Annotated in this window: 14 protein-coding genes; 1 reads left to right on the forward strand and 13 read right to left on the reverse strand. The window is 42.0% G+C overall.

Translation table 11 applies throughout. The features are described 5' to 3' along the window. From WBM98_RS18345 to WBM98_RS18405, 13 genes are all read right to left on the reverse strand, one after another. A partial coding sequence (locus WBM98_RS18345; protein ID WP_424367465.1) for an aminotransferase class I/II-fold pyridoxal phosphate-dependent enzyme occupies positions 1-418 on the reverse strand: 418 nt, incomplete at its 3' end. Between the two features lie 41 nt (positions 419-459). Further along, the gene (gene hisD, locus WBM98_RS18350) at positions 460-1755 is read right to left on the reverse strand and encodes a histidinol dehydrogenase (RefSeq protein WP_424367466.1); all 1296 of its coding nucleotides are present in this window, start codon (positions 1753-1755) and stop codon (positions 460-462) included. A 67-nt stretch (positions 1756-1822) separates the two neighbouring features. After that, on the reverse strand, positions 1823-2680 hold the full coding sequence (gene hisG / locus WBM98_RS18355; RefSeq protein ID WP_424367467.1) for an ATP phosphoribosyltransferase: 858 nt from the start codon (positions 2678-2680) through the stop codon (positions 1823-1825). A 276-nt stretch (positions 2681-2956) separates the two neighbouring features. Continuing rightward, positions 2957-3772 (reverse strand): prohibitin family protein, encoded by an 816-nt coding sequence (locus tag WBM98_RS18360; protein WP_424367468.1) that lies wholly within the window; start codon positions 3770-3772, stop codon positions 2957-2959. A gap of 10 nt (positions 3773-3782) precedes the next feature. Further along, entirely contained in the window at positions 3783-5816 is a 2034-nt protein-coding gene (locus WBM98_RS18365; protein ID WP_424367469.1) for a vWA domain-containing protein, read from the reverse strand. An 88-nt stretch (positions 5817-5904) separates the two neighbouring features. After that, positions 5905-6651: a 3-oxoacyl-[acyl-carrier-protein] reductase gene (gene fabG / locus WBM98_RS18370; protein ID WP_424367470.1), complete on the reverse strand. Its 747-nt coding sequence runs from the start codon at positions 6649-6651 to the stop codon at positions 5905-5907. Positions 6652-6788: 137 nt separating this feature from the next. Next, a complete protein-coding gene (gene sucD, locus WBM98_RS18375) occupies positions 6789-7661 on the reverse strand; it encodes a succinate--CoA ligase subunit alpha (RefSeq protein WP_424367471.1) in 873 nt (290 codons plus the stop codon). 69 nt (positions 7662-7730) lie between these two features. Further along, on the reverse strand, positions 7731-8663 hold the full coding sequence (locus WBM98_RS18380; RefSeq protein ID WP_424367472.1) for a UDP-3-O-(3-hydroxymyristoyl)glucosamine N-acyltransferase: 933 nt from the start codon (positions 8661-8663) through the stop codon (positions 7731-7733). Between the two features lie 36 nt (positions 8664-8699). Continuing rightward, a complete protein-coding gene (efp, locus tag WBM98_RS18385; RefSeq protein ID WP_424367473.1) occupies positions 8700-9266 on the reverse strand; it encodes an elongation factor P in 567 nt (188 codons plus the stop codon). An 8-nt stretch (positions 9267-9274) separates the two neighbouring features. Continuing rightward, positions 9275-10060, reverse strand: a complete 786-nt coding sequence (gene lpxA / locus WBM98_RS18390; protein WP_424367474.1) for an acyl-ACP--UDP-N-acetylglucosamine O-acyltransferase — start codon at positions 10058-10060, stop codon at positions 9275-9277. A 1-nt stretch (position 10061) separates the two neighbouring features. Beyond that, positions 10062-11468: a bifunctional UDP-3-O-[3-hydroxymyristoyl] N-acetylglucosamine deacetylase/3-hydroxyacyl-ACP dehydratase gene (locus WBM98_RS18395; RefSeq protein WP_424367475.1), complete on the reverse strand. Its 1407-nt coding sequence runs from the start codon at positions 11466-11468 to the stop codon at positions 10062-10064. Further along, positions 11443-12480 (reverse strand): UDP-3-O-(3-hydroxymyristoyl)glucosamine N-acyltransferase, encoded by a 1038-nt coding sequence (gene lpxD, locus WBM98_RS18400; RefSeq protein WP_424367476.1) that lies wholly within the window; start codon positions 12478-12480, stop codon positions 11443-11445. Before lpxD ends, WBM98_RS18395 begins: the two co-directional genes overlap by 26 nt. A gap of 23 nt (positions 12481-12503) precedes the next feature. Then, entirely contained in the window at positions 12504-13733 is a 1230-nt protein-coding gene (locus WBM98_RS18405; protein WP_424367477.1) for an HD domain-containing protein, read from the reverse strand. Between the two features lie 149 nt (positions 13734-13882). Here WBM98_RS18405 and WBM98_RS18410 point away from each other — a divergent pair. Next, on the forward strand, positions 13883-15342 hold a 1460-nt coding region (locus tag WBM98_RS18410; RefSeq protein WP_424367478.1), incomplete at its 3' end, for a PglZ domain-containing protein.

The following is a 15342-nucleotide window of genomic DNA, read 5'->3' on the forward strand; positions in this document are numbered from 1 at the left end:
GGGCCAATATTCGTTCAACATCCAATTGAAATGCCTTGGTCAACAATACTTCCCGATTTTCGATGGCATTGATCCCTGATAACACCTTATACATACCATAGGTGGGTGGCATTGAAATAATATTGTCGCACTTCGGTTCGCAAAACGCCCTAAAGATCAAATCCAATACTTCATCGCTACCATTTCCCAACAGGATGTTGTTTACATCGACTCCTTTTTGTTCGGCCAAAACAGCTTTAAGGCTGCGCTGTTGTGGATCTGGATATCGATTCACTCCATTCTCGAACGGATTCTCATTAGCATCCAAGAATACCATGTCCGAACCATCGGAGACATATTCATCCCTCGCCGAAGAATACGGTTGCAAATCCTTTACGTTTTCTCGAACCAAACGTTCTAAATTGAATTTATTGTTCATGCTTGTTTAAAATAAGGCCTCGGCTGTCCTTGGCTTACCTATCAATTTTTTTTATCCTTTAAGCTTTCTAGACGCAATGTTACAGCATTCTTATGGGCGTGCAGCCCTTCAGCTTCTGCCATAAGTTCAATGGTTGTGCCAATCGTCATGATCCCTTCAGCCGATATTCTCTGAAAGGTCATGCTTTTCATAAAACTATCGAGATTTACACCACTATATTGCTTGGCATACCCATTTGTTGGCAAAGTATGGTTCGTACCTGATGCATAGTCCCCTGCACTTTCAGGGGTATAATTTCCGATAAAAACGGAGCCGGCATTCATGACTTGATCAAGGAAATCCTCCTCATTCCCAACGCATAAAATGTAATGTTCAGGACCATATTCATTGATGAGGTCGATGGCGGTTTGGCTATCCTCCACGTAGATCAATTTACTATTGGCAATGGCCTGTTCTGCGATTGCCTTCCTCGGTAATACGGATAACTGTCTTTCGACTTCTTCTTCCACCGCCTGTAGCATCGCTTTGGTAGTGGTGACCATAATAACCTGGCTATCGGCGCCGTGTTCTGCCTGACTAAGTAAATCTGAGGCAACAAAGGCGGCATTGGCACTCGCATCTGCCATGACCAATAATTCACTAGGACCCGCAGGCATATCGATAGCTACACCATATTTCGTAGCTATTTGTTTTGCAACGGTCACATATTGATTGCCCGGACCGAAAATTTTATAGACTTGGGGAATGGTTTCCGTACCAAAAGTCATACCCGCAATGGCTTGTATACCTCCTACCTTGAATATTTGGGTAACCCCGCACAACTGGGCCGTATATAATATGGCCGGATGAATTTTACCTTCCGCATTGGGCGGGGTACATAAAACAATCTCACTGCATCCGGCTATATTCGCGGGAACGGCCAACATTAATATGGTCGAGAACAATGGGGCGGTACCTCCGGGAATATACAGTCCGACTTTCTGAATGGGTTTTTTTACTTGCCAACAGTTCACCCCATTAGCCGTCTCAACTTCAACCCTTGAGGTCTTCTGGGCGCTGTGGAATGATTCAATATTTCGCTTTGCCTGTGAAATTGCTTGTTTTAAATCGTTGTTCACCAAGGCCATTGCTTCCTCAATTTCATTCTGGTCCACTCGAAACGTATCCAAGGCTACCCCATCGAATTTTTTGGTATATTTTTTCAAAACAGCATCCCCAGCGTCACGGACCTCTGTGAAGATTTCGTTCACGGTTTCCTCAATATCGGAAACTGTTTGGGTAGGCCGCTTCAATAAGGCGACCCAGTCTTCTCTCTTTGGATTGTAAATTTTATTCATGCTTCATGTGTTGTATTCTTACCGATGGTTATCCTATGCCCTCTCTAAGGTTGGCCATGGCCAAATATTAGAGTACCATCTTCTCGATGGGGCATACTAAGATGCCCTCGGCCCCAGCTTGTTTCAGCTCGTCGATCACTTCCCAAAATTTATCTTTATTGATTACCGTATGTACGGAACTCCATCCTGCTTCCGCCAAAGGCAACACTGTTGGACTCCGCATACCGGGCAATAATTTCAAGACATCGTTCAGTTTATCATTAGGGGCATTCAACAAAACGTACTTCGACTGCCTGGCCTGCAAGACCGACTTGATCCTAAATTGCAACTTCGATAAAATCGCCTTTCGCTCCGTAGTGATTTGTTGTGATACAGCCAAAACAGCCTCACTCTTCAACATGACTTCCACTTCTTTGAGATTGTTCTTGAACAACGTACTTCCGCTCGAAACGATATCGCAAATTCCGTCAGCAAGACCAATATTTGGGGCTATTTCAACCGATCCATTGATAATATGAAGATCCGCCTTAACACCCTTTTCCTTTAAATATGACATCACCGTATTGGGATAGGAAGTCGCTATTCGTTTGCCCTCAAAATCTTTGACCGAGTTATATTTCACTGATTTTGGTACCGCCAAAGAAACCCTACATCTTGAAAATCCCAATTTTTCGGCAACGCCGATCCCTTCCCCCTTTTCAACCAATACATTCTCACCAATAATGGCAATATCTACCACTCCATCGCGAAGGTATTGCGGTATATCTCCGTTTCGAAGGTAGAATACCTCCATGGGAAAATTACGAGCTGAGGCTTTTAATTGGTCCTTGCCATTGTCTATGTAAATTCCGCAATTTTTCAGGATTTCAAGGGAATCCTCATTTAAACGACCTGATTTTTGGATAGCAATTCTAAGTTTTGTCATTCTCTTATGATTTATCACATTTTATTTTGGAGTCGTACCATCTGGGATGCCTACGACCATTTTAATCAAAAAACCCGTTTGATTGCTCAAACGGGTTAGATCTATGTTGTAAATACTACAATACATTTCTACCTCGCTTGAAAGCAAGTATAGAAATGATGATGTGCATTTTGTTTTCTCATTACGATTGTAAAATTAGTATTTATTTTTAAATCTAAAAACAATTGTTTGAAATAGTACAATTCTATGCATTAATAGCCTCTTACCTCACAAATTTTAGTTATTTCCCAATATCAATGGGAGACCTGAATCGCCGCTTCCGACAATAACCACTTTGGTATTTGGGGATTTGGCAAGCTCCAAGGTAGCGTCGATACCTTTGTCCTGAAGGATCTTATCGGTTAAGGAGGCACTCAATATTTTGTTGGCATCTGCCTTACCTTGAGCTTCAATGGTCACCTTTTCCGCCTCTTTCTTAGCGGTAACCAATCGAAACTCATACTCCAAAGATTCCTGTTCTTGTTTCAATTTACGCTCAATGGCTTCTTTAATGGTAGCCGGCAATGTAACATCCCTCACCAATATTTCATTTAACTGAATATACTGGCCATCAACAATTTTTTTGGTTTCCTCGTAAATCTCTGCTTGAATGGCATCCCTTTTACTGGAATATAATTGTTCAGGGGTATAACGTCCCACCACACTTCTTGCGGCAGACCGAATTGTTGGCAACAGTACACGTTGAACGTATTCTGTCCCTTTTTCTTGATGTAACTTACCCAAGAATTCCCTTTTTGGTTCAAACCAAGCCGAAGCATCCAATTTAATTTCCAGTCCGTTAGATGACAACACCTGCATTTTTTCGAATACTTCCTGCTGACGCACTTCATAGACGAAAACCTTGTTCCAAGGGGCTACAATATGAAAACCTTCCCCTAAGGGTGCTTCTTCGGTTACTACACCGCCTCCAAAAGTTTTATATAGGACCCCAGCTTCCCCAGAACCAATTGTAATTGCAGATTTCGATATTAAGATGACCAAGACAATGAGTATAAAAATTGCCGGTAATGCGATTTTTGGTAATTTATCCATTTTATTATTTTTAAGTTAATCCGTTATATTTTCTAATAAACCATTCAGCCGCCAAAGCTACGACCATAATCCCCAATAACAGCCAGAAATCAATTAAAGATACGACATTTTCATCGCTTTTCCTGACCGGTTTGAATTTGGCCTCCCCCAGTAATGCCCCTATTAGATCATTGGTTTGCCTTGGATAGAAAAGCCTTGCACCCGTACCTGCGGAAAGTCGTTCGAGCTTTGAGTAATCACTCGATGTAAATTGCTGCTCCACATCATAGGCCAGAATGTTGAAACTGCCTGATTTCGAAAGGTTTTCATTGGCCACTTTGACCGTAAACTCATACTCCCCAGCTGGCAAATTGCTTAAATCGGCCTCATAATAACCGCCTTTCAACAACATAGGAAACTCCTGATCGACTATCCCGTTTTTCTGTTTGAGTTGCAACGTAATCACAGCATTGGGATCGAAGGAAAAGGAGTCATCAAAATAATTGGCCATGATCTTGGCATCCGCACTGCTTTCAAAAAAGGATTCATACGTAAGTACCAATCTATTCCTTGGTTCATTGACAGTGAGATAAAGGATTATTTTACCCATCAGGAGATCAAAATCATTGAAATTTTGATTTTCCCGATAATTCTGCATCCGCCATTTCCATACGTTTTCACCGAACAATACCGCTTCACGCCTTTGGGTATCCTCTAATAATGCCAATAACGGCTCGCCAATATCGTTCCCTTTTATTTTTTGTGACAACAACACCGCATGGCTCTTTAAGATCATGGTTTCCCCTAAATTGGTTTCCAAGGGTGGATAGCTGTCAAATAAAATATCAGGAATACTAAACTTATTAAAGCCTTTGTTTTCTAAAGGACTCGCTGCTTCAGATTGCCCATAACTATTTTTGGAATAACCATTCTGGACGGCATTAAGAAAATCCCAGTTCGTTCTAGGACCTGTAATTGTAAAAGTGGCCACCTTAGCATTGGAAACGTACTCATAAATCTTACGGAATGCGGGGGTGGGTTGGTATAGGACCAAAAGATCGACATCCTTTAAATCCCCCAAATCAACCGAGGGTGGCACTATGGATACCGAGCGTTGTTCATTGCTTTCAATCGATTTCCTGAGGGCCCCTATATCAGGATGCATCACTTCCGAAACTATAGCGACGTTGGTCTTTTCATCAATGACCTCAACGGCAACATACTTTACGTTATTGGTTTTGTTCACTTCGTTCACCAAAAGATCCAAACCAATGCGCAACGTCTTTAACCCAATTTGGGAAGCATTCAATAGGACCGTAACCGTTTCAGCATTTCTTTGTTTCGATAATTTCAGTTGTTGGGCGTGTACATTTTTACCATTCATGGCAATCTTCAGACTGGTGGTTACCTCACTATCCCCATCGTAGGAAACAAAGACCTCTACGGGGAACTTGTTCTTTAGAAAGGCATATTTATTAAGGTTCACCTGAACGATTTTCAAGTCTTCGTATTGGGTCGTATCACCCAAGACCATTGAATAGATCGGGAATTTCTGATTTTTGCCATAGTACTCATAATCTTCCCCCAAAGTGCTATTGCCATCACTTAAAAGTACCACAGCGCTCTCAGTGTTTCCAAAAATAGTATTCAAGGCCCTGATTCCTTTTCCAATATTTGTTGTGCTTTCCGAAAAATCAAGACTATCCAGAACACCGATCTCAGTGCCGAACTTATAGTATTCTACATTGAATTTTTGTTCTAATTCAGCAGATTCCTTTAGCAGCTCAAGAATCGAATCAATCTGTTTTTGACCATTACTTTGCGCAATGGAGGATGAATTGTCCACTAAAACCAAAAGGTTCGCTTTCTCAAGGGAGAAACTCTTTTTGGAGAATTTGGGATTCAACAAAAGCAACAATATGCAGAACACGGCCAAAAAGCGCAAAAATGATAGCAGGAGCCTTAATTTTCCGCTAATTTTTGATTTGAAGAAATATTGGAAAAGTACCATCAACAAAGCTGCCATTGCAGCCAAAATGATCAATAGTACCGTTGTTGTTTGCATGTATTGTTTAACTAGACATGTGTTTCGTACGCTCTTGAACGTGATGATAGCCCAAAACCTAGTGGATAAATCAAAAGCGCTTTCCCCACTATGTTAACATTCCACCATTGACGTGTATCACTTGGCCCGTAATGTAGGAAGATAGGTCAGACGCAAGAAACAAACAGGCATTGGCTATATCATCAGGTGTTCCCCCTCGTTTTAAAGGAATGGCATCACGCCATGATTGTACTACTTTTTCATCAAGTTTCTCGGTCATTTCGGTCTCGATAAACCCTGGGGCAATTGCATTGCACCGAATACTCCTGGACCCCAGTTCCAAGGCGATCGATTTCGTAAACCCAACCATACCGGCCTTTGATGCGGCATAGTTGGCCTGACCGGCATTACCTTTGGCACCTACAACACTGCCCATGTTGATGATGGAACCACTTCTTTGTTTCAATAAGGTTCGTTGTACCGCCTTGGTCATGTTAAAGACCGACTTCAGGTTTGTTTCGATCACTTGATCGAAATCAGCCTCACTCATTCGTATTAAAAGGTTGTCTTTGGTAATGCCCGCATTATTGATCAATACATCGATGCCCCCAAAATCCTCCAACACCTGGTCTACTAATTTTTCAGAGGCTTCAAAACTTGCCGCGTTGCTCTTATATGCCTTTGCCTTCACACCTTTTGCGACCAACATCTTTTCCAATTCCAAAGCAGGTCCGTCACTTGAACTATAGGTAAAGGCTACATTGGCACCTTGATCTGCAAATACTTGTGCTATACCCTTTCCAATTCCTCTACTGGCCCCAGTGATTATAACATTTTTACCTTCTAACAATTTCATTTACCACTACTTTATGTTGTTGAATATCAAATATAAGTTTTGTTTGCACAACCCCGAAAAAAAACCCGAGAATCCTGAAAACTCTTCAGTATAATCGGGGTTGCCTTAGTTCTTTATAAGAAACCTTTTTTAATGGTTTATCCCATGACCTCTTTTACCTTTTTACCAATTTCAGCAGGGGAATCGACCACGTGGATCCCACATTCCCTCATAATGCGTTTCTTGGCTTGGGCGGTATCGTCACTACCCCCTACGATGGCCCCGGCATGACCCATTGTTCGTCCGGCGGGTGCGGTCTCGCCCGCAATAAATCCCACAATTGGCTTTTTACTACCACTCGCCTTATACCATTTAGCGGCATCGCCTTCCAATTGGCCCCCGATTTCACCTATCATTACCACACATTGCGTTTCAGGATCGTTGATTAAAAGTTGAACGGCATCCTTGGTCGTGGTTCCGATAATAGGATCCCCACCGATACCAATGGCCGTTGTAATACCCAATCCTTGGCGTACTACCTGGTCCGCTGCTTCATAGGTCAATGTACCTGATTTTGATACGATGCCCACATTTCCTTTTTTGAAAACAAAACCTGGCATAATGCCTACTTTGGCTTCTCCCGGAGTTATGACACCAGGGCAGTTTGGACCTACCAACCGACAATCCTTGTCTTTGATATAGTCAGCTGCCTTCACCATATCGGCTACGGGTATTCCCTCGGTAATCGTAATGATCACCTTAATGCCCGCACTGGCTGCTTCCATGATCGCATCAGCGGCAAATGCAGGGGGTACAAAAATAATGGTCGTATCGGCACCCACCTTTTCTACGGCTTCCTCCACTGTATTGAACACAGGTTTTCCCAAATGTTCCTGTCCTCCTTTTCCTGGCGTAACGCCACCAACCACATTGGTTCCGTACTCGATCATCTGCTGTGCATGGAAGGTTCCTTCGCTACCGGTAAATCCTTGAACTATTATTTTGGAGTTTTTATTGACTAGAACACTCATGAGGGTTTTATTTTAATTTAGCTGCACAAAAATATGCCATTACCGATGATTTCAAAAGCTATATCCGTATTATTCTTTTAATTTCTCAAGGATTCCGGGAATTTTTTTCACATTGGCCAATTGTTTTAATTTTTCCCTTGATTCTTCAATTGGAGTACCGAAATAACTTTTACCCCCTGGCACAGATTTGGTTACCCCCGTTTGTCCCATAATGACCGCCTTGGCTCCTATGGTTATCCCACTTGTGGTTCCTACCTGGCCCCAGATGGTCACTTCATCCTCAATGATCACACAACCGGCGATTCCCGTTTGTGAGGCTATTAGACATTTGCGGCCTATAACCGTGTCATGCCCGACGTGTACCTGGTTATCCAATTTACTTCCTTTCTTTATTGTGGTGTCACCGGTAACCCCTTTGTCTATAGTGCAAAGGGCGCCAATTTCAACATCGTCTTCCAGGACCACCCGACCGCAGGAAATCAATTTGTCGAACCCTTCTGGTCTTTTTTTATAATAGAAAGCATCGGCACCCAAAACAGAGCCCGCATGAATACTGACATTATCCCCTATACTGCAATGGTCATATATGGATACATTGGAATGTATGATGCAATTTTTGCCAATTGTCACATGATTGCCAATGAATACATTTGGCTGTAGTATTGTACCCTCCCCAATTTTGGCCGAATCGGAAATAGCGGTACTACTTTTTTGAAAGGGTCGGAAAAACACGGACAACTTGTTGAAATCCCTGAAAGGGTCATCCGAAATCAAAAGTGCCTTACCGGCCGGGCATTCAACATCCTTATTGATCAAAATGACCGAAGCACTTGAATGCAACGCCTTATCATAATATTTGGGATGATCCACAAAGACAATTTCCCCGTTTTGCACCACATGTATCTCATTCATTCCCAATACCTTGAACTCCGCAGGGCCCACATAGGTACTTCCGATAATGGTTGCAATTTGTTCTAGGGTATACGGCTTTGGAAATCTCATGGTATAAAGAAATATTCAATTTTTAACTCCTTCGAATCAATCCTTTACCCGCTCCATATAATTGCCTTTTTCGGTATCGATCTTGATTTTATCACCTTCATTGATGAATAACGGTACGTTGACCTTTGCACCAGTCTCTACCGTAGCTGGCTTGGTAGCATTTGTGGCCGTATTCCCCTTTACCCCAGGCTCGGCATGGGTTACCTCCAAAATTACACTAGCCGGCATATCTACCGATAAAGGCATACTGTCCTCGGTGTTGAACAAAATGGTGACAACTTCCCCCTCTTTCAATAAATCAGGGGCATCCAAGGAACTTTTTTGCAAGGAAATCTGATTATAATCATCAGTGTTCATAAAATGAAACGTATCCCCTTCTGCATATAGATATTGATACGATCGTGTTTCAACACGAACATCCTCGATTTTGTGGCCGGAAGAAAAGGTATTGTCGATCACTTTACCCGTTGTCACACTTTTGAGTTTTGTTCGCACAAAAGCAGGCCCTTTACCGGGTTTCACATGTAAGAACTCGATAATCTTAAAGATATCGTGGTTATACTTTATACAAAGTCCTTTTCTTATATCTGATGTAGATGCCATAAATTGAATTAATTAGTACTAAAATAACCTTTCATAATCCCGCGCTGTGAATCCCTGATGAACTGAAGGATCTCGTCCCTCTCGGGGGTAGCTTCCATTTCGGCCTCTATAATCTGGACAGCTTGGGAATTGTTGTAATTTTTTTGGTAAAGTATCCGGTAAATATTTTGAATCTCACGTATTTTATCCGAGGTGTATCCCCTTCTACGAAGCCCCACGGAATTGATGCCGACATAGGATAACGGTTCCCGTGCCGCCTTTACATACGGAGGTACATCTTTACGTACCAAGGAACCCCCGGTCACAAAGGCATGACCGCCAATGGACACAAATTGGTGTACAGCAACCAAACCGGCCAAGATCACATTATCACCGATGGTGACATGTCCGGCCAACGTTGAATTATTTGAGAATATGCAATTATCCCCAACGAAGCAATCGTGGGCAATGTGGCAATACGCCATGATCAAGCAATTCTTTCCAATCACGGTCTTCATGCGGTCTGCTGTACCCTTATGAATGGTGGCACATTCGCGTATGGTGGTATTATCGCCAATGGTCACTATAGTTTCCTCCCCTTCGTACTTAAGGTCTTGAGGTGGGGCCGATATTACCGCTCCTGGAAAAATATTGCAATTTTTACCAATTCGAGCCCCTTCCATTATCGTTACGTTGGATCCGATCCACGTTCCATCGCCAATAATCACATTATTATGAATGGTCGTAAACGGTTCAACAACAACGTTTTTGGAAATTTTGGCACCTGGATGAATATAGGCAAGCGGTTGATTCATATCAGCTCTTTTTTACGATTTGGGCCATCATTTCAGCCTCACATACCAATTTTTCATTGGCATAGGCATATGCTTGCATATGGCATATTCCCCGGCGAATTGGGGAAATTAAACTACAATGGAATATAAGGGTGTCCCCAGGAAGGACCTTCTGTTTGAATTTTACATTGTCGATTTTCATGAACAAGGTCAAATAATTCTCCGGATCAGGAACCGTGCTCAACACCAAGATACCACCGGTCTGTGCCATGGCCTCTACCTGCAGGACTCCAGGCATAACCGGGGCCCCAGGAAAATGACCTACGAAAAAAGGTTCGTTCATCGTTACATTCTTCATGCCCACCACGTGATTATCGGAAAGTTCCAATATTCTATCGATCAATAAAAAAGGCGGTCGATGGGGAAGCATGGCCATGATTTGATGAATATCCATCAATGGTGCTTGGTTCAGGTCGTATTTTGGAATATTATTGCGTTTTTCCAATTTGATGATCTTCGACAATTTCTTGGCAAATTGGGTATTCACAAAATGCCCGGGTTTATTGGCGATTACTTTTCCCCTGATTCTTGTTCCGGCCAAAGCCAAATCCCCTACAACGTCCAATAATTTGTGTCTTGCCGCTTCATTAGGCTGGTGCAAGGTTAAATTATCAAGAATCCCATTGGGTTTTACTGAAAGTTTCTTTTTATGAAACGCCTTTTCAAGTTTTCGCATGGTTTCTGTCGAAATCTCCTTATCAACATACACGATGGCGTTATTGAGGTCCCCTCCTTTTATCAATCCATTCTCCAAAAGCATTTCCAATTCATGAAGGAAACTGAATGTACGCGCATCGGCTATCTCGGTTTTAAAATCTGACAGTTTCTCCAAGGTAGCATTCTGGGTGCCTAACACCTTGGTGCCAAAATCGACCATGGCAGTGACTTGATAAGAGTCGGATGGTATTACGGTTATTTCACTACCCGTTGCTTCATCCTTATAACAAATGACATCCTTTACGATATATTCCTCACGTTCTTCTTCTTGTTCGACAATACCTGCTTCTTCCAGGGCTTCCACGAAAAATTTTGAGGAACCATCCATAATTGGAGGTTCAGAGGAATCAAGCTCAATCAACACATTGTCGATTTCCAAACCGACCAAAGCGGCCAAGACATGCTCTGATGTTTGGATCTTTACCCCATGTTTCTCGAGATTGGTGCCCCTTTGGGTATTTACCACATAATTGGCATCGGCCTCTATGATGGGTTCGCCCTCTAGGTCAACCCGTTTAAAAGCGTAACCATGGTTTTCAGGTGCGGGAACGAATTTCAGGGTGACATTTCCCCCGGTGTGCAATCCGACGCCTTTTAAGGTAACCTCTTTGGCGATTGTTCTTTGTTTATACTTCGTTTTGATCACTGTCAAATTTTTTTTGCAGTTTTTCGATTTTCTTTATAATCTTCGGGAGGTTCTTGAAATGGACATAAGACTTATTGAAATCACCATAGGTCAGGGCTGGTGAACCCTGTAGTACTTCATTGTCCTTTATATTCCTTCCGATTCCCGATTGGGCCTGTATTTTTACATTATCACCAATGGTAATGTGCCCCACGATACCCACCTGACCGCCTATCATACAATTCTTACCAATCTTGGTGGATCCCGCAATCCCTGTTTGTGCTGCAATTACGGTATTTTCCCCAATTTCAACATTATGGGCGATCTGAATCTGATTATCCAGTTTCACCCCTTTACGTAAAATGGTCGAGCCCAAGGTCGCCCTGTCTATGGTGGTGCCTGCCCCCACGTCCACATTATCCTCCAAAACAACATTTCCCGTTTGGGGAACCTTAGTGAACGTACCGTCCTTGTTTGGGGAATAGCCAAAACCATCGGCCCCTATAATCGCCCCACTATGGATCATGCAATTTTTTCCTATTACCGTTTCTGAGTAAATCTTGGCCCCTGCAAAGATGATGACATTATCAGCGATTCTAACATTATCACCAACAAATACATTCGGATAGATCTTTACGTTGTTGCCAATGTTCACTTTACTCCCAAGGTAAGAGAACGCCCCTAAGTAAAAGTTATCCCCGTAAACGGCATCATCGGCTGTATAAACCGGGGATTCAATGCCACTTTTGGTATTCTTCACCTGGTTGTAATATTCCAATATTTTTGAAAAGGATTCATAGGCATCCTCCACTTTGATCATTGTGGTTTTCACATTCTGCTCGGGTACAAAATCCTTATTCACAATAGTTATGGATGCCTTTGTGGTATAAATAAAGGATGTGTATTTTGGGTTGGCCAAAAAGGTCAACGAACCTATTTCACCCTCCTCTATCTTTGCGAGCTTATGTACCGAAATCTCTGGATTCCCGTCAACTTCGCCTTCTAAAATACCTGCAATCTGACCTGCTGTAAATACCATGGGCACAAAAGTAAGAAAAATAGTTAAATGGTTTCTTTGGGGTAACACATATAATACTTAAGAACTTTTTTGGAAAATGTCTTAAGGTTAAGGTGATCCGAAGCCTTAGCCACATCTTTTAGTCTACCATCCTTTTTAAGGATGTTAATATTCTGGAATTCAGAATTATACGCTCTATTTCCGATTTTCCCAGCAAAAACGAAATACGCCGTTTCCTCTTCGGATAGTCCATACAGGTTTTTAATTTTTTCCGATTGTTCCTCAATCTTTTTTGAAGCGATAGGGCTGTTCTTCATTTTAATGGAGAGCAATTCCCTATTGATGATCATGCCGCTCAGCTTGGAAAGTACAAAATCGTCATGATATTGCCATTGTTTCAATGCCGAAAGTATGTCTATATCATCGAGGTGGGAGAATTGATCCAATACTTCGGCCGTAAAGTCATTTTCAAAAACCCTATTTTTCATAAAGAACAATAACGCTTCGCTACATTCGATTTGCATACCCTTACCCAAGAGCTCCCTTGCTCGTTTCAAGATACGGATCAACAATTGCTCGGCCACAAGGCCTGTTTTGTGCAGATATACCTGCCAATACATAAAGCGTCTTGTTATGAGGAACTTTTCAACTGAATAAATACCTTTTTCCTCTACCACCAATTCATTGTCAACCACATTGAGCATACTGATCAAACGTTCCGCGTTTATACTTCCCTCGGCCACTCCAGTATAAAAACTATCCCTTTTCAAGTAGTCCATCCTGTCCATATCGAGCTGACTGGATACCAATTGGTTCAAAAACCTTCTGGAATATTCCCCTCGGAATATTTCAATGGCCAGCGTTAAACTTCCGTTAAACTTTTGATTGAGTTCCTGCATGAAAAGCAAGGAAATATGTTCATGGGAGATGCCTTCGACAATACTGTTTTCCATGGCATGGGAAAATGGCCCATGTCCTATGTCGTGCAACAAAATGGCTACGAGCAACCCTTCTTCTTCTTCCTCAGAAATGGCAACACCTTTAAAACGAAGCACTTGAATGGCATGCTGCATCAAATGCATGCTGCCCAAAGCATGATGAAATCGGGTATGATGGGCTCCGGGATAAACCATATAGGACAAGCCCATTTGTGAAATTCTTCGCAACCTCTGAAAATAGGGATCCTCGATGAGCTTGAAAATAAGTGTACTTGGGATTCTAATAAATCCGTAAATTGGATCATTGAAAATCTTAAGCTTGTTTGAATTTATCAAAATGGCTGTTTCTTATAAATATAAACCAAAGTTATACAATTGAAATGATACCCTGATATTTAAAAGGGAAAGCCCTACACTATAGAAAAGAGGGCGACTTGGGGGCCGTTCAATACCGTACAGTCCACAATTAATACCGTTCCAGTACTATGCACAAAATAACAATACTTTGGGTCGATGACGAGATTGACCTTTTAAAACCGCACATTCTATTCCTGGAAAGCAAAAATTACAAGGTAATAACATGCCAAAGTGGCCAAGAGGCCCTGGAAGAAATACAGAACACTTTGGTTGATATCATTTTTCTGGACGAGAATATGCCGGGTCTTTCGGGATTGGAAACCTTGACCGAAATAAAATTATATAACTCTTCGATTCCTGTGGTCATGATCACCAAGAGTGAAGAGGAACTCATTATGGAAGAGGCCATCGGATCAAAAATTGCAGATTACCTGATCAAGCCTGTAAATCCGAACCAAATACTATTATCCTTAAAGAAAAATCTAGATCATTCACGATTGGTTTCTGAACGTACCACGGCAGATTATCAACAGGAGTTCCGTAAAATAGCCATGGACCTTTCTATGGTCAATTCTTATGAGGAATGGGTAGACCTTTATAGAAAATTAATACATTGGGAACTTCGCCTCGAGAATATTGAGGATAGCGGTCTGATAGAAATTTTGGAATCACAAAAAATCGAAGCGAACAATCAGTTCGGAAAATTTGTGGAGAAGAATTATGGGAAGTGGTTCAATGATGAGGAAGGACCCGTTATGTCGCACAACCTCTTCAAGAAATGGATCAAGCCAGAAATCAGTGATAGCCCAACGTTATTGGTCGTAATAGACAATTTAAGATACGACCAATGGTTATCCTTCGAAGCAACGGTAAGCCCTTTCTATAAAAAAACAAAGGAGGATTCCTACGTAAGTATCCTTCCTACGGCAACCCAATATGCCCGAAACGCCATTTTTGCCGGTCTTACCCCAATGGCCATGGAGAAAAAGTATCCTGATTGGTGGAAAAATGATACCGAAGAAGGCGGTAAGAACCTTTATGAGGATAAGTTTTTGGGCGAACAGTTAAAACGCCTGGGATTGGAAATTAAATGGGAATATCATAAAATAAGCAGCTTAAAACAGGGGAAGCAATTGTCACAGAATTTCAAATCCCAAAAAGACAATGACCTAACCGTTATCGTTTATAATTTTGTGGATATGCTCTCCCATTCGAAAACCGAAATGGAAGTGATCAAGGAATTGGCCTCGAACGACAAAGCCTACCGCTCGTTGACCCAAAGTTGGTTTAAAAATTCGCCCCTGTTGGAAATTATACAACAAGCCCAACAAATGGGCATGAAACTAATTATCACCACCGATCATGGCACCATCAATGTAAAACAACCTTCGAAAGTGATCGGGGATAAAGAGACGAGTTTAAACCTTCGGTATAAAACCGGACGTAGTTTGAGCTACGAGGAAAAAGATGTCTTGGAGGCCAAGAACCCCGCCACCATTCATTTGCCCAGCATCAATATGAGCAGTTCGTTCATCTTTGCAAAGAACGATCTGTTCTTTGCCTACCCCAACAACTACAATCATTATGT

The organism is Maribacter sp. (assembly GCF_049667165.1).
Lineage (GTDB): Bacteria > Bacteroidota > Bacteroidia > Flavobacteriales > Flavobacteriaceae > Maribacter_A.